Below are 23540 nucleotides of genomic sequence, written 5' to 3'. Positions count from 1 at the left end.
AGCTGTCAGGCGATCGCGAGGAAGCGGTCGAGCACCCGGCAGCCGAAGTCGAGGGCTGAGATCGGCACCCGCTCGTCCACGCCGTGGAACATCGCGGCGAAGTCGAGGTCAGGGGTCAGCCGCAGCGGGACGAAGCCGTAGCCGCGCATCCCGCCCTTCCCGGAGCGGTCCAGCGACGCGAAGGTCTTGTTGTCGGTGCCGGCCGACAGGCAGTAGGGCACGGTGCGCGCGGCCGGGTCCTCGGCGCGCAGCGCTTCGAGCATCGCGTCGACGATCGGAGCGCCGAAGGGTGCCTCGACGGAACGGTCGTGGTGGATCGCCTCGCGGGTCACGCCGGGCCCGGCCAGCTCGTCGATCGCGGCCAGGAACTCCTCCTCGCCGCCGGGCAGGAAGCGCCCGTCGATCACGGCCGAGGCGCGCTCGGGGATGACGTTGCTCTTGTATCCGCCTTCGAGCATGGTCGGATTCGCGGTGTGGCGCAGGGTCGCGCCGACGAAGCGGGCCAGCGGGCCGAGCCGCTCGACCGCGGCCTCGGGGTCGGCGGGATCGAACGGGACGCCCAGGGCGTCGCAGACCTCGGTCAGGAAGTCGCGGACGGTCGGGATCAGCGTGGTGGGGAAGCGGTGCTCGCCGATGCGGGCGACGGCCGCGGCGATCGTGGTGATCGCGTTCTCATCGTTGAGCATCGAGCCGTGCCCGGCGCGGCCGCGCGCGGTGAGCCGCATCCAGGACAGGCCCTTCTGCGCGGTCTCGATCAGGTACAGGCGCAGGTCGGGGGAGACCTCGTAGGAGTAGCCGCCGACCTCGCTGATCGCCTCGGTGCAGCCGTCGAACAGCTCCGGGTGCTTCGCGGCCAGGAACTTCGCCCCCTGATTGCCGCCGGCCTCCTCGTCGGCGAGGAAGGCGAGCACCACGTCGCGGCGCGGCCGGCGGCCCTCGCGCACCATGCGCCGCACGACGGCGAGCGTCATCGCGTCCATGTTCTTCATGTCCACGGCCCCGCGGCCCCAGACCAGGCCGTCGCGCACCTCGCCGGCGAAGGGCGGCACCGACCAGTCGGCGGCGTCGGCCGGCACGACGTCGAGGTGCCCGTGCAGCAGCAGCGCGTCCGCGGAGGGATCGCTGCCCTCGAAGCGCGCGACGACCGATGCGCGTCCGGGCTCGGACTCGAAGATCCGCGGCTCGAACCCCGCCTCGGCGAGCCGTTCGGCGACGTACTCGGCGGCGGGCCGCTCAGGCTCGACCGGATTCGACGTGTCGATCCGGATCAGGTCGGTCAGCAGGCCGACCACCTCGCCATAGGACGCTTCGTCGGGGTGCATGTCCATGGCCACCACCGTACCCAAGCCGATCACCTCACGCCGAACCCATTGCGGCGGGTGCGGCGGATCCGGTGGGTACGGCGCGTGTGGTGGGTGCGGTGGGTGCGGTGGATACGGCGGATCCGGTGGCTACGGCTGATCCGGTGGATACGGCGGATCCGGCAGGCTACCGGGTGCGCTCCCCGAATCCCTGCGCGACGTTCGCGGCCAGTTCCAGGTACGCGTCCGCGGTGGCCGGGCGCAGCATCTCCAGGTCTATCTCGGCACCGGTGCCCAGGTGCGGGTCGAACGGGATCGGCACCACGGCGCGGCAGCGCGCGGCGAAGTGGGTGATCAGCTGGTTCAGGTCGAATTCCTTGGCGGACGGCCGCACCCCGGAAATCACGGTGACCGCGCGGGAGACCAGGTCCTGGTACCCGTGCGCGATCAGCCAGTCGAGAGTCGTCGAGGCGGAGTTCCCACCGTCCACCGAAGGGGTGGAGACCACGATGAGCTGGTCGGCCAGCTGCAGCACGCCGCGCATCGCGGAGTACAGCAGGCCGGTGCCCGAGTCGGTGAGGATGATCGAGTACTGACGCTGCAGCGCGCCGATGATGCGGCGGTAGTCCTCGTCGTTGAACGTGGTGGAAACGGCCGGGTCGACGTCGTTGGCCAGGATCTCCAGGCGGCTGGGGGCCTGCGAGGTGTAGCGGCGCATGTCCACGTAGCTCTGGATCGAGGGCAGCGCCTGCAGCATGTCGCGGATGGTGGCCCCGGTCTCCCGGCGCACTCGGCGGCCAAGGGTGCCGGCGTCGGGGTTGGCGTCGACGGCGATGACCCGGTCGCCGCGATTCCAGGCGAGCGTAGCGCCGAGTGCGGTGGTGGTCGTGGTCTTGCCGACACCGCCCTTGAGCGAGATGACCGCGATGCGATGGCAGCCGAGTAGCGGAGTGCGCACGCGTTCGAGCAGTTCCATGCGGTGTGCTTCCGCCTTGCCGGGGGCTGGCTTGATCAGGCCGCCGGTGGCCGAGCGCACGGTCTTGCGCCAGCCGGTGCGGGCGACCGGCTCGGCCTTGCGCACGAGACGGTCGGAGGTGAGGTCCTGCGAGGCCTGGAGCCCGAGGGGGAGCCCGGCGCCGGGAATAGGGGCTTGCGGCTGACCGGTGTAGCCGCCGGGCCGCTGGCCGTACGGGTTCTGACCTGGTTGCGTCGGGTGCGGGGGCTGATACGCGGTGGGCGCCGTCGTGCCGGTCGGGGGCTGGTACTGGCCGTATTGCGGCGGCTGGTACTGCGGGTGCTGCTGTTGTGGCGACTGTGGGTTGTGCGGCGGTTGGAGCTGTGGCTGGTGCTGCCCTGGTGGCAGCGGCTGGTATGACGCAGGCGGCTGCGGGGGCTGGATCGGCTGCGCAGCCGGGGCGCCAGGGTTTTGGGCGTTGGGAGCCTGAGGGTTCTGAGAGGGTGGTGCCCACACGTTGTTGGGTGGCCCGGGTGGCGTGTCCGGGTTGGTGGTCGCCGGGACGTTAGGCACACGCGGAATAAGCTGCGTGGACGGCGGAACGTTGATCGGCGCGGGAGTCACCGGGGCCGGGGGTAGGGGCGCTGGAGGGCGTGGCGATTGGAGCTGCGCCGACTGCGCCGACTGCGGTGACTGTGGTGATTGCGGTGGTTGCGGCTGGCCGACTTGGGACTGCCCGGGCTGTGGCCGCGGCGCCTGAAATTGTCCGTGTTGCGGCTGGCCGGGCTGAGGCTGCGGCGGCACTGGCTGCTGCGCCTGCGACGGGTGCGGAGCCACTGGTGGTGGCACGAGCGGAGGCGGCGGCACGGGCGTTCCCGGCGACGCTCCGTTGGACGGCGCAGGGGGACCCGCCTGCCACGAGTTCGGCGCGGGCGGAGCCACGTTCCAGCTACCCGAGCGCTCGAGCTGTGCCTGAGGCGTCGGCGCGGGCGGGGGCGGAACAGCTGTCGGGGGTGCGGGAGGCGTCGCGGTATTAACAGCCGGAGACGCCGTAGGTGGTGGTGGCGCAGCGTGAACAGCCGGAGACGTCGGGGGCGGTGGTGGCGGTGCTGAGTGAGTCGGCGGCGGCGTCGAAGCGCTGGACGAAGGCGTCGGAGGCGCTGACTGGGCAGCCGAAGACATCGAAGACGCCGGGGGCGGTGGTGGCGGCGCTGAGTGCGCGGGGGAGGGCGTGGGCGGCTTCGGCTGCGACTGTGCCCCGGCAGTCGCCTGCGGCGCCATTGGAGCCGCGTTCGACTGGACGGATGGCGCGGGCGGCGGAGGCGGCGGCGCAGCCGGTCCCGAGCTCGGGCGCGGGGCCTGAGGCGTGGCGAGTTGGCCGAAATGCGGGCCAGGCGTGTCAGCGTTCGCGCCTGCGGCTTCGGGCAGCACCGGACGGCCGATCGGCGGCGGCGCCAAAAGCGGCGGTGTGGCCGACGGCGCGACCTGAGACGCGGGCGGCGGGATCGACGGCCGTGGAGGAGGCGTGGCGGTCTGCACGGGCGGCGGTGGCGTAGGCGGCGTGGCGGTCTGCACGGGCGGCGGTGGGGGTGGCTGATGCGTCGCGGAAGTGGGCGGCGCGACCGAAGCCGGCGGCGGTGGGGGTGGCGGCGGAGGCGTCGACCCCTGACCAGTCGGCCGAGCGAGCGGGATGAAAGGGGGACCGGATGAGGGCTGTGGGCTGATCGGACCCTGCTGACCGTGACCGTGACCCTGGACTTGGCCCGGGCTTTGGACCTGACCCTGACCCTGACCCTGGCCTGGACTTTGAACTTGGCCCTGGACCGGAGGGGACGAAATAGGCTGATTCGGTCCGGTTTGCGGACGGGGCGGCTGCTGGCCGGGCAACGGGATGAATGGCGGTCCCGACTGCGCAGGCTGCGGCGCTTGGGGCGTCATCGGGGGTGCGGACTGAGGTGCTACCTGTGGCTGGCCCTGCACGGTACCGTGCGGCATGGGTTGCGTCGTGGCGTGCGGCGCAGCCTGCGAGTGCGGGGACTGCGGCGGCTGCGGCGTAGCCTGCGGCGGCTGGGGAGACTGCGCAGGCTGCGGCTGCGGAGGCACCGGCGTGTTCGGGCTGCCGGACTGCTTGTACCAGTCCGGCGCCGTGTAGACCGGTCCGGCCCAGTCCTCGTCCTCGGGGCTGTCGCCGAACCCGTTCTCGCCGCTCACTGCCGCCACCGCCACCCTCCAGATCCACCGTTGGCACAACTGTAGTCAGGCCGCCACCCGCTACGGAATGAGTAGCGAATCGGTGTGATTCGAACGCAATCGGACTGAAGGGACCGGGGCGGCGCAGCGCGACAAGAGGTGCCGAACGCGCGCGTCAGTCCATTCGGCGTGGAGCGCCGATCAGGCCGGCCTCCAACTGCGTCGGCATCCCGTAGACGTACTGCCTGCCGTGCCGCGCGCACCACAGCGTCAGCTCGTCCGGTAGGCCCGGCAGCGCCTGCACGTCCTCGTTGCCGAGGCGCACCACGCGCGACGCCAGCTGCGCCTCCTGTGGCGAGATCCGCTGCAACGCGACCAGATCCGCGCCGACCAACTGGCCCGCGTAGCCGGGATCCAGGAACGGCAGCAATGTCAGCGTCGTCTGCCACGGCGTCTTCGGCTGCGCGAGCCGAGGTGGACGCGCGCCGCAGTCGCGGATGAGCAGCACCGGACTCGTGGAGCTCGCACCCAGCGCACCCACCCGGCGCACCGGGACCAGCGCCACGATCTGCTGCCCGCCACCGGCGTTCTGCGCCAGCGCGCTCCACAGCTCCGGCCGCGCCGTCTCGATCACGATCCGCGCCCCGGTCGCCGCCGCGCGCAGCGCCAGCAGTTGTGCCAGGTACGAGCCGGCCACCAGCGCGCCGTCCACCGGACGCGGCCGGAACAGGCCGAGGACCGCGGGTTGGCGGTGTGGGTCGGTGCCGATCACGACGCCGTCGTCGCCTACCGGCAGACTCAGAGCGTTGAGTTGGTCGGCCTCCAGGATGTGCCGCTCGTGCCGCGGCCCGCGCACCGGCAGCAGCTTGGTCTCCTCCGCGCGAGAGGGGCGGGCGGCGACCACGAGCCGGGGTTGTTGGCTTCCCTGGCCTTGGCCCGCACCCTGAGGCGCGCCTGGGAAGGGGCCGCTGTCATAAGGACGCGCGGGGGTCGCGGTACGCGCGTATCCACTGTCCGGGTAACCACCCGAGCCGGTGCCGCTCATGCTTCCCCTCCCAGCGGAATCGTCGCCACCAGACCGGGCAGCTGCTCGCCGTCCAGCCGGGTCAGGTGCGCCCCGGCCTTTGCCGCACGCTGCTCCAGCGTCTTCGCCGCCTCGGCCAACTGCGCCTCCGAGCGCGCCGCGACGCGAACGTGCGCGCTGAAGCCCACCGAGCCGCCGGTGCCACGGGTCGCGGTGACCGCGAAGCTCGTCGCCAGCGTCGGCACACTGGTCAGCGCCGCGACCAGGTTCGGCGTGCTGTCCGCGGCCAGCCTCGGCAGCTTGTCCACCCAATACGTCGTGTGCCAGCGGTCGTCGCAGCGCCAGGTGCGCTTGGTCTCATCGGTGCGGTGCGCCGTGCCCGCCGAGCGCGGCGTCGTGCCGACCTGCGGGTTGACCGCGCAGGCGGTACCCAGGGCGGTGATCAGCTCCGGCTCGCTCAGCGGCACCGCCTCGAAACCGGCGCCCTCCAGGTCGCTGGCCACTCGCTGCACCGCGGTCAGCAGCGTGCGCTGGGTGCCAATGGCGCCGCCGCCGCGCGCCTCGATCGCGCCCATGGCCTCCTGCGGATCCAGCCGTACCGCGACCCACGTCGTGCGCTGCCCCGGAACGTCACCCATGACTTCCTGATACGAGCGCACCGCCAGCGCGTGCGGCGGCAGATGCGGAGCGGGCGCCGGCTGCGTGTATGTGATGATCTGAACGCAGGAGGCTGACAGCTTGTCGTCGGCCAGCACGCCAGCGATCGCCCCGAGCGGCAGCGGTTGCGCGGTACGCGGCGCACGCAGCGGCTCGGTACGGCTGCTGACTCGGATCACGGCGGTCAGGAACGTCCCGTCGCCGATCATGCCGACCGGCTCGCCGCTACGGCTGCTGATCGTCACGGTCCGCAGTCCCGGGAAAGTCTCACGCAGCGGCGCGAGTGCGGCCTCGCCGCCCGAGGCGTCAACATGCTGCGAACGCCGCTCGCGGTACTCGCCGCGCACCAGGGACATCTGGCCGAGCCAGCGCCCGTGGCTGCCGGCCAGCGCGCCCACGACGCACAGCGCCGCGATCGGCAGCGTGAGCGCGACCCAGAAGGTGTGCTTCGTCAGCAGCGGCACCGCCACCAGGGCCGCGGCTGCCTCGAGGAACACCAGCCGGATGACCTGAAGCCGCCCGATCCGGCCCGGCCGCGGATAGATCGCGGCCTGGGCACGCACGGGAGCGGAGCGCTGGGCACCCGTACCGCCGCCCGGCTGCGACCGGCCGCCGCCGCGCCGCCCGGAATTGCGCCCACCGCCCGGTGTGCCCGGATTGTACGGACCGTTCGATCCCCGATTGGTCGTCGCCGCCGTAGCCATAGCCCCTCGCGCCTGCCCCCATGCTGTCACCCAGAGCGCCGCCCCAGGTCGTTCCGTCGCTGGAACCGGAATTGCACCGCTACCGTACTTCGTCCGAGCCGCGGAACTCCACCATCGATCTCAGATCCTGTGGATAACTTTTCGCCACACGGCACACACAGCCACGCGCCACAGTGCGGTGAGATGTCCGTGCCGTGCCCGGGGCCGCGAAGTCGGTGCGAAAGAGGGTACCGTGTGCACCGCCGTACTCTGTGATACAAGGGGTCGCACGACGCGGGAGCACGGCGGACACACAGCAGCTTCGGCACCGTCAATGCGGTAACACAGCAGTCGTACGTCATTCATGGGGGCGAGGGGTAGAGCATGGCTACTCGCAAAGACCAGCTCGACGCGTTCGTATTCGCGCGCAGGCGCATGGTTGCGAATCTGGTGGCGCCCTCGCCTACCGGGAGCGACGAGGCCGCGCCCCGGCCCGTCAAGACCTTCTTCACCTCCGCGATCCTCAGCGCCATCGCAGTGGCCGGCGTCGCCGTGCTCGGCGTCTTCAAGCCGTCCGCCCCGAGCGGCTGGGAGAGCGGACTGGTCGTCGACAACTCGTCCGGGGCCGAATATGTCTACTCGCCACAGGACAAGCAGTTGCATCCGGTGGTGAACGTCACATCCGCGAAGCTGCTGCTCGGAAGCAGCTTCAAGAAGTACGACGTGCCGGACAGCGTGATCAACGGGCCGGATGTGACGATCGGGGCGCCGATCGGCATCCTGAACGCGCCCCCGGACGTGCCCAGCCCCGGAAACGTCGACCTCACGCAGTGGACGCTCTGCCTCGACTCGGCGAGCCACGCGGACCAGACGAAGTCGGGCGGCAAGACGATCCTCGAGATCGGATACGGCGCCGGTTCGGACAGCACCGCGCTGCAGAACACCGGCTTCGTCGCGCACGACACGAACAACACGAACTACCTCATCGACGGCGACTACGCCTATCCGATCCAGGACAGCGCCGTCACCAGCCAGCTCGTCGAGGTCTCCGTCCCCCAGGGCACCGGCGCGGGACCCTGGGTGTCCGACGCCTGGCTCAAGGCGTTCCGCCCCGGCACACCGCTGCAACTGCCGAGCGTCGCGGGCCTTGGCGACCCGGTCACCGCGCCGGACCAGCTCGGCAGGCACATCGGCGACTTCGGCACCGTGCAGGGCGAGAACGGCCAGCAGAGCGGTTACTACATCCAGACCGAGGACGGACTGGTTCAGGTCAGTGCCTTCGTCTACTCGCTGTACAAGGTGGGTCCTGCAGGCAGCAACGGGAACGTACGCCAGATGTCGCTCAACGGGGCCCAGATCCTCAACGCCAAGCCGAGGGCTGAGCTGACCTCTCCAACCTCGCTGCTGAACGCCGGCAGCGACTGGCCGCAGAGCCTGGTCACGCTCGTCGACACCGACGGGAAGACCCCGGGCTTCGGCGTGCTCTGCGCAGGCTTCTCCCAGAGCTACGACGGCGATCTGCCGCACATCTCGCTCTACTACGGCACGCACCTGCCGCAGCCGCTGCCGAACGGCGTCTCCGTGCAGGGCACCGGCCAGACCCTGGCGGACTACGTTCTGGTCAAGGCGGGCCACGCGGCCCTGGCGCGGAAGGTGAGCGGCGGCAACAACTTGAACAGCGGCCCGGAGTACCTGATCACGGAAACCGGCACGCAGTACCTGATGACACCGAGCGCGAAACTTCCAGGCGCGGCCGCCGACTCTCAGCCGGTCAACGCCGCGCAGATGCTGCTCTACGACAAGGTGCAGGTGACGCACGTCCCGCAGGCCTGGATGAGCCTGGTGCCTACCGGCCCGGAATTGGATCCGGCGCGCGCCGGCACCACCCCGTCCCTCACGAGCAATTGAACCGGTTGACGGCATCGAAGCGTGGTCGGGGCTGAAGTTGGACCAGGGACGGCGGGTGGCGTGATGACCGGACGAAACGGACACCGGCGGCGGGCCGGAACGCGGGCGTGCGCGGCGGGAGCCTCGGCGCTGCTGACGATGGGTGTGTGTGGGTTCGCGCCGACCGCGGCGCTGCCGCATTCCGGTTCCACGCTGACTGCTTCCGCGGGCACCACGCCGGCGGACGACAGCACCTGCACCAAGAACGACAGCAAGCAGCCGTGGCCCGATCAGACCGCGACGCCATGGGAGATTTCGTACGCGAATACGCAGTCTTCCGCCCAGTACGGCACCGGCGCCGGAGTCAAGGTCGCGATCATCGACACCGGCATCGCGGGCGGCAACAGCCAGCTGTCCCCGGCGATCATCGGGGGCCAGGACTTCACCAAGAGCGGCGGCGTGTACAAGGCGGACGTCGACGGCCACGGCACCTTCGTCGCCTCGATCATCGCCGCGCAGCCGAAGCCCGGCAGCAACGGCATGGTCGGCCTCGCGCCAGGCGTCAGCCTCCTGATTTACCGGGAGGCCGGCTGCAACGTCCAGGGCGGCAATGACGAGCGCACCATGGCGAGCGCGATCGACGCGGCGGTCGCTGCGCACGCGCGGGTGATCAACATATCGCAGGCCGGATACGTCCCCGACGATGTCCTCAAGGCCGCGATCATCAACGCCTACCAACACAACGTCCTGATCGTCGCTGCGGCCGGAAACTATGGCAACAAGGACGCCACCGACCAGAACACCAACGCCGACTACGGCGTCAACCCGACCACCTACCCGGCCGCGTACGTGCCGTATCTGCTCACGGTCGGCGCGGCGACGCAGGACGGCGGCGTCGCGGCGTTCTCCGAGACAGGGCCCTACCTCGGGGTCACCGCGCCGGGCGTCGACGTCGGCGGCCTGTTCCCGGACGGCAAGATCCACCACGACGACGGCACCAGCTTCGCCGCGCCTTACGTCTCCGCGATCGCGGCGCTGCTCATCGCCAAGCACCCCGACTGGTCGGTCCAGACCGTCATGCACGTGCTGGAGTCGACCGCGAGCGGCAACGGCTCGTGGAACCGGTCCCAGGGCTGGGGTGAGGTTTCCGCGATCGCCGCGCTCAGCGCCGATCCGACGAAGCTAACCCGCCTCTATGGCGCCGGTCCCAACGCCGACGGGCCGGCTCAGGACAAGCCGGTGAGCCACGGCATCCCGATGCTCCCGATCGTGAACCCGGCCCCGGCACAGACCGTGGTCGACCAGCACCGGGGCGCTTACATCGCGCTCGGCTCGGCGATTTTGATCGTGATTGTTACGCTGGCCGGCACGTTCATCGCGCGCGACGCGCGCCGCCGCCGGATGTCGCTCTAGCCGCCGGGCGCTCTACCGCAGAGAGCTGCGGTAGAGCGCCCGGCTGGTCTCACACCGCCGGCGGGATGTACGCGGTCTGTACCAGGATCGTGCCGTGCTTGCGGGAGACCAGGGTGCCGCGGCCGGGGGGCTGCTGGCTGGGGCGCACCTGCCCGATCAGCTGGCCCTCGTCGCGTTCGCCGGAGAGCACCAGGCCGGGCTGGCGGGTTTCGCGCATGCGCTGGATCAGCGGCTCGAACAGCGCGCGTCCCGCGCCGCCGGACGCCCGCGCGATGATCAGGTGGAACCCGAGGTCGCGGGCCATCGGCAGGTACTCGCCGAGCGGTCCGAGCGGGTTGCCGCCGGGGGTGGCCACCAGGTCGTAGTCGTCCACGATCACGAAGACCTCCGGGCCGGTCCACCAGGAGCGGGTACGCAGCTGCTCCGCGGTCACGTCCGGACCCGGCTGGCGCTTGTCCAGGAACGGCTTGACCTCCGCCAGCACGCTCTGCACCGCCGGAGCGGCCGCGCAGTAGGCGAGCTGGTGCGATTCGGGGATCGCGCCGAGCAGAGACCTGCGATAGTCCACCGCCAGGATGCGCGCCTGCTGCGGGGTGTAGGCCTCGGTGATGCCCTGGACCAGAGTGCGCAGCACCGAGGTCTTGCCGGACTCGCCCTCGCCGAACAGCAGGAAGTGCGGGTCGGCGTTGAAGTCCAGGTACACCGGCTCCAGCTTGGTCTCGTCCACGCCGAGCGGCACCACCTGGTTGGGGCGGGCGGCCGGTGCGGGCAGTTCCGTGTAAGGCACCATCAGCGGCAGCATCCGCAGCTTCGGTGCCGCAGGACCCTGCCAGGCGTCCGCGATCGCGTGCACCGCCTTGGCCACGCCGTCGGCTAGATCGGTGGCGTCTTCGACCCCGTCGATGCGCGGCAGCGCGCCGAGGAAGTGCAGCTTGCCCTTGGTCAGGCCGCGTCCCGGGGCGCCGGTGGGCACATTGACCGCGACCTTGCGGTCGATGTCGGACTCCATCGGGTCACCGAGGCGCAGCTCGATGCGGGTGTTGATGGCGTCCTTGAGCTGCGGGCGGATCTCCGGCCAGCGCGCCGCGGTGATGATCACGTGCACGCCGAAACCGAGGCCGCGCTGTGCGATCTCCAGGATGTCCTGCTCGAGGGTCTCGAAGTCCGCGCGCAGGGTGGCCCAGCCGTCGACCACGAGGAACACGTCACCGAACGGCTCGTCCGGCAGTTCGCCGCGGGCCCTGCGGGCCCGGAAGGTGCCGATCGAGTCGATGCCGTGGCGGCGGAAGGACTCCTCGCGCTTGTCCAGGATCGAGACGACCTCGCTGATCACGCGGCGCACCACGTCCACGTCCAGGCGTCCGCCGATCCCGGAGGTGTGCGGCAGTCCGGCCAGTCCCATCAGCGATCCGCCGCCGAAGTCCAGGGCGAAGAACTGCACCTCCTGCGGGGTGTGCCCGAGCGCCAGGCCCATCAGGATCGTGCGCACCATGGTGGACTTGCCGGTGCGCGGACCGCCGATCACCACCGCGTGACCGGCCGCGGAGGACAGGTCGATCTGGTAGAGCTCGCGCTTCTGCTCGATCGGCTTGTCCGCGATGCCGATCGGCACCAGCAGCCGGCCCGAGCCCGAGTACTCCGTCGCGGTCAGGCCGCGCTGCGGCGTCGGCTGCAGGCCCGGCATCAGCTGGTCCAGCGTCGGCGGCTCGTTCAGCGGCGGCAGCCACACCTGGTGCGCCGGCAGGCCCTGGCCTTCCATCTGCCGCACCAGCACGTCCAGCACGGTGTCGACCAGCGCGTCGTCGTCCTCCTTGACCGGAGCGGCGACGACCGGCTCGTCCACCCGCGGCGGGGCCTGGAAGTTCGAGGTGAACAGCGTCGGGCGCCGGTGGTCCAGCTTGCGGGCCACCGTGGTCCGGGTCTGCGGGCGGTAGGGCCCTGACACGTACGCGGCCTTGAACCGGGTACCTGCCGGGTTGCCGCCCTCCTGACCCACGGTCTTGAGATACCCCGAGCCAGGGATCGAAGGCAGCGTGAACGCGTCCGGGACGCCGAGCACGACGCGGGACTCGGCCGCCGAGAAGGTCTTCAGGCCCAGCCGGTAGGACAGGTAGGTGTCCAGGCCGCGCAGCTTGCCTTCCTCAAGGCGCTGCGACGCCAGCAGCAGGTGCACGCCGAGGGATCGGCCGATGCGGCCGATCTGGATGAACAGGTCGAGGAACTCCGGCTTGGCCGTGAGCATCTCGGAGAACTCGTCCAGCACGATCACCAGGTTGGGCATCGGGGTGAGCGCCGCTCCCGCCGCCCTGGCCTTCTCGTAGTCGTGGATGTTCTTGAAGTTGCCGCCGTCGCGCAGCATCTCCTGGCGCCGGTTCATCTCGCCGACGATGGCGTCGCGCATGCGGTCCACCATGGTCAGGTCGTCGGCCAGGTTGGTGATCACCGCCGCGGTGTGCGGCATCTCCGCCATGCCGGCGAAGGTCGCGCCACCCTTGAAGTCGGAGAGCACGAAGTTGAGGTTCTCCGAGGAGTGGGTGACCGCCAGCGCGAGCACCAGGGTCCTGAGAACCTCGGACTTGCCGGAACCGGTGGCGCCGATGCACAGGCCGTGCGGGCCCATGCCGCCCATCGCCGCTTCCTTGATGTCCAGGATCACCGGCTCGCCGTTCTCGCCGACCCCGATCGGCACCCGCAGCCGGTCCTGCGGCGAGAGCCGCTTCCAGCCGCGCCGGGTGTCGAAGGACCCTGGGTCGCCGATGCCCATCAGGTCGGTGAAGTCCAGCGAGGACAGCAGCGGCTCGTCGCCGTCCGCGCCGCCGCCGACCCGCAGCGGGGCCAGCTGCCTGGCCAGCGCCTCGGCCTGCGGGATGGACAGCCGGTCGCTGTTGCCCGTGAAGGTGGCGCCGGTGGAGGTGGCCAGGTTCAGCTTGCCGCCGTCGATGCCCAGCTGCACGCCGCCGCGCACCGCCGCCGCGTGGCCCTCGGTGTCGATCTCGACGATGGTGACGCCCATCAGGCCGTCGCCGTGCAAGAGCATGGATTCGCCGCTGGCCCGCGCGCCGTCCACGACGACCACGATGTGCGGCTGCTCATAGAGCGGCGGGTTGTCCCGCGAGTAGCGCGGCCGGTCGGCCAGGTCGGCGCCCAGGGCTTCTTCGAGCTCTGAGGCGTCGGAGAAGATGAGGCGCACCGAGCCCGCCGCGTCGGTGTCCTTCGGGTGCTGCGCGTGCGGCAGCCATTTGACCCATTCCCAGTGCTGGCGCCGGTTCTCCGCGGCCACCACGCAGATGCGCACCTCGTCAGGGGCGTGGAAGGTGGCCAGCTGGGAGAGGATCGCCCGGGCCTCGGCGCGCGCGTCGTCCGCGGTGCCGTTGCCGCTCGGGCCGATCAGCACGTGCCAGAACGAGCGGAAGGAGACCGCGAGCGGCAGGCCGTCCAGCGTGCCCTGCACGGTGATGAAGCGGCGCAGCGCGTCCGCGCAGACCGGCTCGAGCTCGTCCACCGGCGCGGTCTCCGGGGCCACCAGCGGCGTGGAGAGCCGCTGCGCGCCCGAGCCGAGCCGCACCTGCACGAAGTCCGGGTCGGTCGGCCGCCGCTCCCAAAGCCGTTGTCCGCTGGTCACGATCGCCCACAGGTGCGCGGGGCTCGGGTGCGACCACATCTGCGCGGTGTACTGCTGCTGCTGGGTCTTGCGCACCTGCGCGCGCACCTGACTCAGGTAACGCAGATAGTCGCGGCGCGCGTCGGCGGTCTTCCCCTTGCCGCCGCCCTTGCCCTTGACCAAGGACATGACCACGAAGCCGAGCGACGACATCAGGGTCATGCCGCCCATCAGCTTCATCAGGACATTGGTTCCCGGCATGAAGAAGAAGGCCACGGAGCCGACGCTGGCCAGCATCGGCAGCGCCTGCATCAGTGCGCCGCCGTCCTTCGCGGTGCGTGCCAGCTCCGGCGGCGGTTCGAGGAACACCTCTCCCGCGGGCACCTGCGGGGGATGCACCCGTGGTGGCCGCTTCACAATGACCGTACTCAACCCGCAGCCCCTCCCGTGTGTGGACCAGTCCCGTGTTGTATCCCGCGAAACCAGCCCGGGCAGTTCGACAGTGTCGCAATCTAGGCGCTGCGGCAGCGGGAGCGCCAGGCGCCTTCCCATACGCCTGAGGCGGTATCGCGGCACCCGAATACTGGTATCGCACCCGATGCTACCGGCCGCATGCGGCCAGTAGGTAGGATGCCTGCCGCGCCAACAGGCCGACGGCGAGCGGGGAACGAGGAGGGGCCGCGATGAGCAGCGGGGTTATGACAGGCTTCTGCCGAATTACGGTGGTCGCGCCGAATGTCCGGGTCGATGTGGCTTTGCCGGAGGACGTCCCGCTGGCCGAGTTGCTTCCGGACGTGCTGCGGATGGCCGACCAGTGGCAGAGCGAGGGCGCGCACGCAGGGTTCGTACTCGCCAGGCTCGACGGCTCCGAGCTCGACACCGGCATGTCCTTCGCCGCGCAGGGGGTGCGCAACGGCGACCTGCTCTATCTGCGCCCGGCCACCGACACGCTGCCCCCGCCGGTCTTCGACGACGTGGTCGACGCCATCGCGCAGACCGTCGCCGAGGACCGCCGGATGTGGGGCGCGACGCATTACCGCCGGATCGGCCTGACCGGCGGCGCCGCCCTGCTCGCGCTCGGCGCGTGGGTGCTGTGGACCTCGAACGACCCACACGGCATGCCCGCCTTCGTGGCCGGTGTCATGGCCTTGCTGCTCACCGTCTTCGGCGGTCTGCGTTCCCGGGTTTACGGCGACCACGTCGGCGGCGCGGTCCTCGGCGCCTGCGCGGTGCCGTACGCCTTCCTCGCCGGCATCGGCGCGCTGCCGATCAACGCGGGCGCCGGGCTCGGCCGCTCGCACTTCATCGTCGGCTGCTCCGCCGTCCTGGTGGTCTCGGTCGTCGGCGCGATCCTCCAGGAGGAGCACGACGAGGCATACCTCGCGGCGGCCATCGCGGCCGCGGCGGGCGCCGTCGCCGGCGCGGTCGGCCTGGCGAGCGGGGCCGACCCGGCCAAGCTGGCCGCCGGGACCGGGACGGTCGCCATCGCCGCGATCGGGTTCCTGCCCGGTCTCGCGCTGCGGGCCGTGCGCTTCCCGATGCCGCAGCTCGTCGACGGCGCGCCGCAGGTGAGCAGCACCGCGCAGAAGGCCGCGCTGCCGGCCGGCAACGACGACCCGGTGGACACCGCCTCGATCGACCGCCGCGCCCGCCGCAGCCACGAGCTGCTGACCGGACTGGCCGCGGCCTGCGCCGTGACCGTCGTGCTGAGCGCGTTCGTCCTCTCCTTCGCCAGCGACGGCCGCAGCGGCGGCGCCTGGGCTCAGGGGATGGCCAGCGTGCTCGGCCTCGCACTGCTCTCCCGGGCCCGGCTGTTCCGCCGCTCCTCGCAGGTCAACACGTTGGTGTGGGGCGGCGTCGGCACGGTCGTGGTGCTGCTGGTCGGCGCGGCGGTCCACGTCTCCACGCTCGCCCGCCAGACCTGGTTCTTCGGCGCGGTACTCGCGGGCGGCCTGATCCTGGTCGCGGTCGCCTTCGCGCTGCCGAACCGCTCGCTGTCCCCGCGCTGGGCGCGCAGCATCGACCTGCTCGACGGACTGCTGCTCGCCTCGGTCATCCCGGTGCTGCTCGGCGTGCTCAACATCTACAGCACGGTCCAGTCGGTCGGACACCACTGAGCGTGGCCGAAAGCGCTCCTCAGGTCGGATAGACTTGCTTGACGCAGCGCCTGAGGTGCTGCAGAGGCACCGCCGGGTTCGTTTGTGCTCGTGAGTAAGACCGAGTGCGCCCGGGTGCTCAACCGTGATGGAGACCCATGGCACTCGACGTCGCCACGAAGAAGCAGATCCTCGCCGAGTACGGCACCGCCGAAGGTGACACCGGCTCCCCGGAGGTCCAGGTCGCGCTGCTGACCAAGCGGATCAACGACCTGACCGAGCACCTGAAGGCGCACAAGCACGACCACCACTCCCGCCGCGGCATGTACCAGCTGGTGGGTAAGCGCCGCCGGCTGCTGAAGTACCTGGCCGCCAAGGACATCGAGCGCTACCGCGCGCTGATCGAGCGTCTCGGTCTGCGCCGATAGCGGCAGTACCTCGGGAGCGGTGCCCGGCTCAGTCGGGTGCCGCTCCCTTGGCGTATCGCGATCAGGCGGCTGGCCAGGCGCGCGAGGCCGGTGCGACACCCCGTTCTGGTGTTTCGCCGCCCCAAGCCTGGGCCGCATGGGTTAGCGTGACGTTGGATAGCTAGATAGTGAGAAGGGGTCCGCGCCGGGACGGCCGGACCGAGAGTTGAAGGAACGCGGCGTTCATCGCCGTAGGTGAGACCGGTACCGATCTTCGGTAGTGGCCGTCGGAGGTAACGCGCGTGCGCGCCCCGCCCGCCGGCTTCGATCGGAGACCGGTGTCCAGGATCAGGTCGCCGCTTCGGTGACGTCGCGTTCCGTCAGGACACGACAAGGAGGGCACCCCGTGGAGGGTCCCAGCAGTTACACCACCGAGGCGGTCATCGACAACGGCCGCTTCGGAAGCCGCACCGTGCGCTTCGAGACCGGGCGGCTCGCCCGGCAGGCGGCCGGCTCCGCGGTGGCTTATCTGGACGGCGAGACCATGGTGCTGTCCGCCACCACCTACTCGAAGCACCCGAAGGACCAGCTCGACTTCTTCCCGCTCACCGTGGACGTCGAGGAGCGGATGTACGCGGCGGGCCGGATCCCCGGCTCCTTCTTCCGCCGCGAGGGCCGTCCGTCCGAGGACGCCATTCTGACCTGCCGGCTGATCGACCGGCCGCTTCGCCCGTCCTTCGCCAAGGGTCTGCGCAACGAGATCCAGATCGTGGCCACCGTGATGGCGCTCAACCCGGACCACCTCTACGACGTGGTCGCGATCAACGCCGCCTCCGCCTCGACGCAGCTGGCCGGGCTTCCGTTCTCCGGGCCGATCGGCGGCGTGCGCGTCGCCCTGATCGAGGGCCAGTGGGTCGCCTTCCCGACCCACCCCGAGCTGGAGAAGGCCGTCTTCGACATGGTCGTGGCCGGTCGCGTCCTCGAGGACGGCGACGTGGCGATCATGATGGTCGAGGCCGAGGCCACCACGACCACGATCCAGCTGGTCGCGGACGGCGCGCAGGCGCCCACCGAGGAGGTCGTCGCCGAGGGGCTCGAGGCGGCCAAGCCGTTCATCAAGGTGCTGTGCCAGGCGCAGGCCGAGCTGGCCCGCCAGGCCGCCAAGCCGACCGCCGAGTTCCCGAAGTACCTCGACTACCAGCAGGACGTCTTCGACGCCGTCAGCGAGGCGGTCTCCGCCGACCTGGCCGCCGCCCTGACCATCGCGGGCAAGCAGGAGCGCGAGGCCGAGCAGGACCGGGTCAAGGCCGTCGCGATCGAGAAGCTGGCCGGGCAGTTCGAGGGCCGGGAGAAGGAGATCCCCGGGGCCTTCCGCGCGCTGACCAAGAAGCTGGTGCGCGAGCGGATCATCCGTGACCGCGTCCGCATCGACGGCCGCGGCGTCACCGACATCCGGGCGCTGGCCGCCGAGGTCGAGGTCGTCCCGCGGGTGCACGGCTCGGCGCTGTTCGAGCGCGGCGAGACCCAGATCCTGGGCATCACCACGCTCAACATGCTGCGCATGGAGCAGCAGCTGGACACGCTCGCGCCGGAGACGCGCAAGCGCTACATGCACAACTACAACTTCCCGCCCTACTCCACCGGCGAGACCGGCCGGGTCGGCTCGCCCAAGCGGCGCGAGATCGGCCACGGCGCGCTGGCCGAGCGGGCGCTGGTGCCGGTGCTGCCCAGCCGCGAGGAGTTCCCGTACGCGATCCGGCAGGTCTCCGAGGCCCTCGGCTCCAACGGCTCCACCTCGATGGGCTCGGTCTGCGCCAGCACCATGTCGCTGCTCAACGCGGGCGTGCCGCTCAAGGCCCCGGTCGCGGGCATCGCGATGGGCCTGGTCTCCGCGGAGATCGACGGCAAGACCGAGTACGTGGCGCTCACCGACATCCTCGGCGCCGAGGACGCGTACGGCGACATGGACTTCAAGGTCGCCGGCACCAAGGACTTCGTGACGGCCCTGCAGCTGGACACCAAGCTCGACGGCATCCCCGCCTCGGTGCTCGCCCAGGCGCTGCGCCAGGCGCACGACGCCCGGCTGCACATCCTGGACGTCATGCTCGAGGCGATCGACTCGCCGGACGAGATGTCCGAGTACGCGCCGCGCATCATCACGGTCAAGATCCCGGTGGACAAGATCGGCGAGGTCATCGGCCCGAAGGGCAAGATGATCAACCAGATCCAGGAGGACACCGGCGCCGACATCACCATCGAGGACGACGGCACGATCTACATCGGCGCGGCCGACGGACCGTCCGCAGAGGCGGCCCGCCAGACGATCAACCAGATCGCCAACCCGACGATGCCCGAGGTCGGCGAGCGGTACCTGGGCACGGTCGTGAAGACCACCACCTTCGGCGCGTTCGTCTCGCTGATGCCCGGCAAGGACGGCCTGCTGCACATCTCGCAGCTGCGCAAGATCGCCGGCGGCAAGCGGATCGAGAACGTCGAGGACGTGGTCAAGGTCGGCGACAAGCTCCAGGTCGAGATCGCCGAGATCGACCAGCGCGGCAAGCTGTCCCTGGTGCCGGTGCTCCCGGACGCCGAGCAGCCCGCGGCGCCGGCCGAAGAGGCCCCGGCCGAGCAGTCCTGACCGCTCCTACGCAGGCAGATCCTTGATACAGGTGGTCGATCTGACTCAGTCGCCGATCCCGGCCCCCGCGGCCGGGGCAGCGCCCTACTCGGACGCCGGGGAGCGCCCCGCGCCCCCCGGCACCACCGAGGTCCAGTCCGAGAGCAGGTTCCCCGCGCAGGCCCTGTTCCCGGACACCGCGGGCTCCGGTGACATCCGCCGGACCGTCCTGCCCGGCGGCATCCGGGTCATCACCGAGGCGATGCCGTCGGTGCGCTCGGTCACCCTCGGCGTCTGGGTCGGCGTCGGCTCGCGCGACGAGGACGCCGAGTCCGCCGGGGCCAGCCACTACCTGGAGCACCTGCTGTTCAAGGGCACCGCGCGGCGCTCGGCCCTGGACATCTCCGCCTCGATCGAGGCGGTCGGCGGGGAGATCAACGCCTTCACCACGAAGGAGTACACCTGCTACTACGCCCGCGTCCTGGACGCGGATCTGCCGCTGGCCGCCGACGTCATCACCGACGTCGTCGCGGCCGCGCTGATCCTGCCCGAGGACGTGGAGTCGGAGCGCGGCGTGATCCTCGAGGAGATCGCCATGACCGACGACGACCCGGGCGACATGGTGCACGACGAGTTCGCCCTCGCCCTGTTCGGCGACAGCCCGCTGGGCCGGCCGATCGCGGGCACGGCGCAGTCGGTCAAGACGATCACCCGCGACCAGATCGCTGCGCACTACCGCCGCTACTACACCGGGCCCAACCTGGTGGTCGCGGCGGCGGGCAACCTCGACCACGACCGCGTCGTCGAACTCGTATACGAGGGCTTCCTGCGGTCCGCCGGGGACTCCCACCTCGTGCTCGACTCGGCGCTCGCGCCGTTCGGCCCGCGCAGCCTCACCGCGATGCCCCCCTCCGGTAAGGCGACGCGGCTGGTCAACCGCAAGACCGAGCAGGCGCACGTCGTGCTCGGGATGCCCGGCGTGCACCGCACCGACCAGCGACGCTGGGCGCTCGGCGTGCTCGCGGCCGTGCTCGGCGGCGGCATGTCCTCGCGCCTCTTCCAGGAGGTGCGCGAGAAGCGGGGCCTGGCGTACTCGGTGTACAGCTACGCCTCGCAATACGCTGACGCCGGCGCCTTCGGCGTGTACGCGGGCTGCCAGCCGAAGAAGCTGCGCCAAGTGATCGCGCTGTGCCGGGCCGAGATCGCGAATCTCGTCGCCTCGGGCATCACCGAGCAGGAACTGGCGCTCGGCATCGGCCAGCTGCGCGGCGGCATGGTGCTCGGCCTTGAGGACACCGGCTCGCGGATGAGCCGGATCGGAAAGGGCGAGCTGGTCTACGGCGAGCATCTGTCGGTCGACACGGTGCTCGAGCTGATCTCCGGCGTCACGCTCGACGACGTGCGCGCCGTCGCGACCGATCTGCTCACCGCGGAGCCGGCGCTCGCCGTGATCGGACCGTACAAGGACCCCTCGTCCTTCATCGCCTGACCGCCCGCCACCCGCAGCGAATGGACACCACCATGATCAACGTCGCCGTCTTCGGTGCCAACGGCCGGATGGGCCGCCAGGTCTGCGACGCGGTCGAGCGGTCCGACGGCATGCAGGTCGTAGCGCGCATCGACGTGGACGACGACCCGAAGGCCGCGGTCGAGGCCGGCGCGACCGTGGCCGTGGACTTCACCAACCCGGACGTGGTGCTCGGCAACCTCGAGTTCTGCGTCAAGAACGGCATTCACGCGGTCGTCGGCACCAGCGGCTTCACCCCCGACCGCACCGCGCGGGTGCGGTCCTGGCTCGCCGAGCACCCGTCCACCGGCGTGCTCATCGCGCCCAACTTCTCCCTCGGCGCGGTGCTGATGATGAAGTTCGCGGCGCAGGCGGCCCCGCTGTTCGAGTCGGTCGAGATCATCGAGCTGCACCATCCCGACAAGGCCGACGCGCCGAGCGGCACCGCGCAGCGCACCGCCGAGCTGATCGCCGACGCGCGCGCGAAGGCGAACAGCAAGCCGTTCCCCGACGCCACGGCGCACGACGCGGACCACCACCGCGGCGGCACCGTGCAGGGCGTGCCGGTCCACTCGGTGCGCCTGCGCGGCCTGATCGCCCATCAGGAAGTGCTGCTCGGCGCGCAGGGCGAGACCCTGACGCTCCGGCACGACTCGCTGGACCGGATCTCGTTCATGCCCGGCGTGGTCCTCGGCGTCCGGCGGGTCGCCCAGCACCCCGGGCTGACCGTGGGACTCGAGCACTACCTCGACCAGCAGAGCTAGCCCGGAAGCGGAACGGAACCCCAGTGCGCGCCCGCACCGCCGCCTTCATCCTCAGCGCGGTCCTCGTCTTCTACCTGGGACTGTGCAGCTGGGAGGGAGCGCTCGCGCTCTACGACGGGTTCACCGGCGGCGGTGCGGCTCCCGGACTGCTCGGTGCGGCGGTGCTCGTCTTCGGCTTCTTCGGCGGCTGGTTCCTGGTGCGTGAGATCCGCTTCGGCTTCGCCACCGAGCGCCTGGCCAGGCAGCTCGACGATGAGGGCGGGCTGCGCCAGGAGGAGGTCGACGCGCTGCCCAGATCGCCGGGCGGCCGGGTCGACCGCGCGGCGGCGGACCGGCTCTTCGCGCGGCGCAAGGCGGAGACCGAGGCGGACAAGCAAGACTGGCGCGCCTGGTACCGCCTCGCGGTCGCCTACTCGGCGGCGAAGGACAACGCCCGCGCCCGCGCCGCGATGCGCCACGCCATCCGCCTGCACCGCTCCGCCTCCGCCTAAGCTTCCCGACCGGGCCTTCCGCCGTCGTTCAGAGCACTGCTATCGTCGCCCCGTCGCGCGGCTACGGGCGGGGGACGGGAGAGCGCACGTGGGAGTCGTACTGCCGCAGGAACTGGTCTGGGTGCTCGACATCATCGGGGTGTCCTGGCCCAACATCAACGAGGACGACCTCAAGGAGGCGGCCGACGAGCTCAAGCAGATAGCTCAGGAGCTCGAATCGGGGCACGGCGACGCCAAGGCCGAGATCGAGCAGATGCTCAGCATCAGCTCCTCCCAGTCGCTCAAGCTGTTCGAGGCGCTGTGGCAGAAGCTCTCGGACGGCCACCTCAAGGACCTGGCCGAAGGCCTGAAGATCTTCGCCGACGTCCTCGAGGTCGTATACGGCGTCATCATCGCCCTGAAAACCGAGGCGATCGTGCAGCTCGGCATCCTCGCCGCGCAGCTGATCGCCGACCAGGCGGCCGCGGTGGAGACCCTGGGCCTGAGCGAGGCCGAGGCGGCCGGCGCGATCGCGATCTGCAAGACCCTGGTCAAGCGGCTGCTCGACGAGGCGATTCAGCAGATACTCGCGCAGCTGACCCAGGCCGTCGAAGGCCCCATCTTCAGCGCGCTCAAGTCGGCCGGCGGCGAGCTGGCGCGGCAACTGCTCGGCGACGCGCTCGGCATCGGCCACGGCCTGGACTTCTCCGCCCTCGAGGCGGCTGCCGCGCGCGGCGGCTCGCAGGGCCTCTCCACGCTCGGCTCCCAGGCCGCCTCGGCGCTCTCCGATCCCGGCGGATCCCTGGTCTCGCTGGCGAACGGCACCGGCCTTCCCGGCGAGAGCGAGCAGGCGACGCAGGCGGGCGAGCAGCAGGGGCAGCTGGCCAGGATGCGCTCGATTCTGGCGGGGTCGTGATGTCGGGCGAGGAGCCGATCAACGTAGACCCCGAGTCGCTGCACCGCGGCGCGTCAGCCCTCGAACAGTTCGCGCAGGTGCTCCAGCCGCTCGGCGAACGGCTCAAGGCCACCGGGCAGAAGGTACTGGCGGCCGCGCGCTCGGACGGCGAGTCGGGCGTCGGCAAGGCGGTGGAGGAGGGCACCGGGGCCGGGGTCGAGACCGTCGGCACCGTGTTCGACGAGGCCGGTCGTGTCGTCGGGACCGCAGGGCGGAACCTGCACACGCACGCGGAGAACTACCGCGGGGTCGATGACGCGGCCGCGAGCGCGTACCGCAACGTGCATCAGAGTATGGACGGCGACCCCACCACGCCGACCGTCGCGCGCGGCGGTTCGAGCGCGCCCGAAGACGATGTCCCCGCGTCCGCACCCACCAGCGGTCCCACCGCCGCCCCGACGGTCGGCTCCTCAGCCGGAAGCTCGGGTGACTACTCCGGAAACCCGGCCTTCCGCTCCAGCGCCGACGATCGCCAGAACTTCGCCGCCGCGTACCACGGCTACGCCAACGACGAGCAGTTCGTGCAGGACCTCAAGGCGCGCAACCCCTCCCTGGCCGGCATCCCGACCGAGGACCTGGTGGCCGTGCGCGGGTACACCGGCGACGAGTTCTACAGCCAGATGAACTCCGCCCTGCGCAGCGGCGATCCGGCGGCGCTCGCGCAGTACGACGCACACATCCGGGCGACGACGTCCGGGCTGAACCAGCTGCCGCCGACGACCGGCGAGTACTACCGCGGCATGCAGATCCCGTCCGGGAACCTGAACGACGTGCTGTCCAAGTACGAACCCGGGCAGGTTGTCACCGAGCCGCACTTCCTCAGCACCGGCGAGCCCTTCCCCGGCAACGTGCAGTACGTCGTGCAGTCCACCACCGGGCGCGATGTCAGCTTCCTGTCGCATTATCCGCACGAGTCCGAGGTGCTCTTCCCGCCCGGTTCGCGGTTCCAGGTGGAAAGTAAGATCGAGGTCAGCCCGGGCAACTGGGTGATCAAGATGTCGGATGTGGGATGA

At 70.8% G+C, this 23540-nt stretch carries 14 protein-coding genes and 1 pseudogene; 10 read left to right on the top strand and 5 right to left on the bottom strand.

Annotated features, from left to right (window positions below; all coding sequences use genetic code 11):
• Positions 1-5: 5 nt before the first annotated feature.
• From VFA06_RS18025 to eccE, 4 genes and pseudogenes are all read right to left on the bottom strand, one after another.
• The gene (locus VFA06_RS18025; RefSeq protein ID WP_414639923.1) at positions 6-1322 is read right to left on the bottom strand and encodes a M20/M25/M40 family metallo-hydrolase; all 1317 of its coding nucleotides are present in this window, start codon (positions 1320-1322) and stop codon (positions 6-8) included.
• Positions 1323-1506: 184 nt separating this feature from the next.
• Positions 1507-2724: pseudogene (locus VFA06_RS18020) on the bottom strand (MinD/ParA family ATP-binding protein); the annotation flags it as partial.
• A 1897-nt stretch (positions 2725-4621) separates the two neighbouring features.
• Positions 4622-5491, bottom strand: a complete 870-nt coding sequence (locus VFA06_RS18015; protein ID WP_324841769.1) for a hypothetical protein — start codon at positions 5489-5491, stop codon at positions 4622-4624.
• Positions 5488-6831: a type VII secretion protein EccE gene (eccE, locus tag VFA06_RS18010; RefSeq protein ID WP_324841768.1), complete on the bottom strand. Its 1344-nt coding sequence runs from the start codon at positions 6829-6831 to the stop codon at positions 5488-5490. The genes VFA06_RS18015 and eccE overlap by 4 nt, the downstream gene beginning before the upstream one ends.
• A gap of 363 nt (positions 6832-7194) precedes the next feature.
• Between eccE and eccB the strand changes: the two genes are divergently transcribed.
• Positions 7195-8718 carry a type VII secretion protein EccB gene (gene eccB / locus VFA06_RS18005; protein WP_324841767.1) on the top strand — a complete coding sequence of 508 codons (1524 nt, stop codon included), beginning with the start codon at positions 7195-7197 and terminating at the stop codon, positions 8716-8718.
• 63 nt (positions 8719-8781) lie between these two features.
• Entirely contained in the window at positions 8782-10110 is a 1329-nt protein-coding gene (locus VFA06_RS18000; RefSeq protein WP_324841766.1) for a S8 family serine peptidase, read from the top strand.
• 49 nt (positions 10111-10159) lie between these two features.
• Here VFA06_RS18000 and eccCa read toward each other — a convergent pair whose 3' ends face one another.
• Positions 10160-14143: a type VII secretion protein EccCa gene (gene eccCa / locus VFA06_RS17995; protein ID WP_324841765.1), complete on the bottom strand. Its 3984-nt coding sequence runs from the start codon at positions 14141-14143 to the stop codon at positions 10160-10162.
• 251 nt (positions 14144-14394) lie between these two features.
• On the opposite strand from eccCa, the gene eccD reads away from it, so the two are divergent.
• From eccD to VFA06_RS17955, 8 genes are all read left to right on the top strand, one after another.
• Positions 14395-15828 (top strand): type VII secretion integral membrane protein EccD, encoded by a 1434-nt coding sequence (gene eccD, locus VFA06_RS17990; protein ID WP_324841764.1) that lies wholly within the window; start codon positions 14395-14397, stop codon positions 15826-15828.
• Positions 15829-15965: 137 nt separating this feature from the next.
• On the top strand, positions 15966-16235 hold the full coding sequence (gene rpsO, locus VFA06_RS17985; RefSeq protein WP_324841763.1) for a 30S ribosomal protein S15: 270 nt from the start codon (positions 15966-15968) through the stop codon (positions 16233-16235).
• A gap of 385 nt (positions 16236-16620) precedes the next feature.
• A complete protein-coding gene (locus tag VFA06_RS17980) occupies positions 16621-18852 on the top strand; it encodes a polyribonucleotide nucleotidyltransferase (RefSeq protein ID WP_324841762.1) in 2232 nt (743 codons plus the stop codon).
• Between the two features lie 163 nt (positions 18853-19015).
• The gene (locus tag VFA06_RS17975; protein ID WP_349260233.1) at positions 19016-20320 is read left to right on the top strand and encodes a pitrilysin family protein; all 1305 of its coding nucleotides are present in this window, start codon (positions 19016-19018) and stop codon (positions 20318-20320) included.
• Between the two features lie 20 nt (positions 20321-20340).
• On the top strand, positions 20341-21102 hold the full coding sequence (gene dapB / locus VFA06_RS17970; RefSeq protein ID WP_324841760.1) for a 4-hydroxy-tetrahydrodipicolinate reductase: 762 nt from the start codon (positions 20341-20343) through the stop codon (positions 21100-21102).
• A gap of 23 nt (positions 21103-21125) precedes the next feature.
• A complete protein-coding gene (locus VFA06_RS17965) occupies positions 21126-21593 on the top strand; it encodes a hypothetical protein (RefSeq protein WP_324841759.1) in 468 nt (155 codons plus the stop codon).
• 88 nt (positions 21594-21681) lie between these two features.
• A complete protein-coding gene (locus VFA06_RS17960; RefSeq protein ID WP_324841758.1) occupies positions 21682-22488 on the top strand; it encodes a hypothetical protein in 807 nt (268 codons plus the stop codon).
• Positions 22488-23540: an ADP-ribosyltransferase domain-containing protein gene (locus VFA06_RS17955; RefSeq protein WP_324841757.1), complete on the top strand. Its 1053-nt coding sequence runs from the start codon at positions 22488-22490 to the stop codon at positions 23538-23540. Before VFA06_RS17960 ends, VFA06_RS17955 begins: the two co-directional genes overlap by 1 nt.

Origin of the sequence: Actinocrinis sp. (assembly GCF_035653575.1) — a bacterium.
Lineage (GTDB): Bacteria > Actinomycetota > Actinomycetes > Streptomycetales > Catenulisporaceae > Actinocrinis.
This window is presented reverse-complemented; position numbering and strand designations above follow the sequence as displayed.

Bases quoted from the DNA above. Each gene is read 5' to 3' on its own strand.
- dapB (WP_324841760.1), top strand. From the start codon at position 20,341: ATGGACACCACCATGATCAACGTCGCCGTCTTCGGTGCCAACGGCCGG.
- rpsO (WP_324841763.1), top strand. From the start codon at position 15,966: ATGGCACTCGACGTCGCCACGAAGAAGCAGATCCTCGCCGAGTACGGC.
- eccB (WP_324841767.1), top strand. From the start codon at position 7,195: ATGGCTACTCGCAAAGACCAGCTCGACGCGTTCGTATTCGCGCGCAGG.
- VFA06_RS18025 (WP_414639923.1), bottom strand. From the start codon at position 1,322: ATGCACCCCGACGAAGCGTCCTATGGCGAGGTGGTCGGCCTGCTGACC.
- VFA06_RS18015 (WP_324841769.1), bottom strand. From the start codon at position 5,491: ATGAGCGGCACCGGCTCGGGTGGTTACCCGGACAGTGGATACGCGCGT.
- eccE (WP_324841768.1), bottom strand. From the start codon at position 6,831: ATGGCTACGGCGGCGACGACCAATCGGGGATCGAACGGTCCGTACAAT.
- VFA06_RS18000 (WP_324841766.1), top strand. From the start codon at position 8,782: ATGACCGGACGAAACGGACACCGGCGGCGGGCCGGAACGCGGGCGTGC.
- eccD (WP_324841764.1), top strand. From the start codon at position 14,395: ATGAGCAGCGGGGTTATGACAGGCTTCTGCCGAATTACGGTGGTCGCG.
- VFA06_RS17955 (WP_324841757.1), top strand. From the start codon at position 22,488: ATGTCGGGCGAGGAGCCGATCAACGTAGACCCCGAGTCGCTGCACCGC.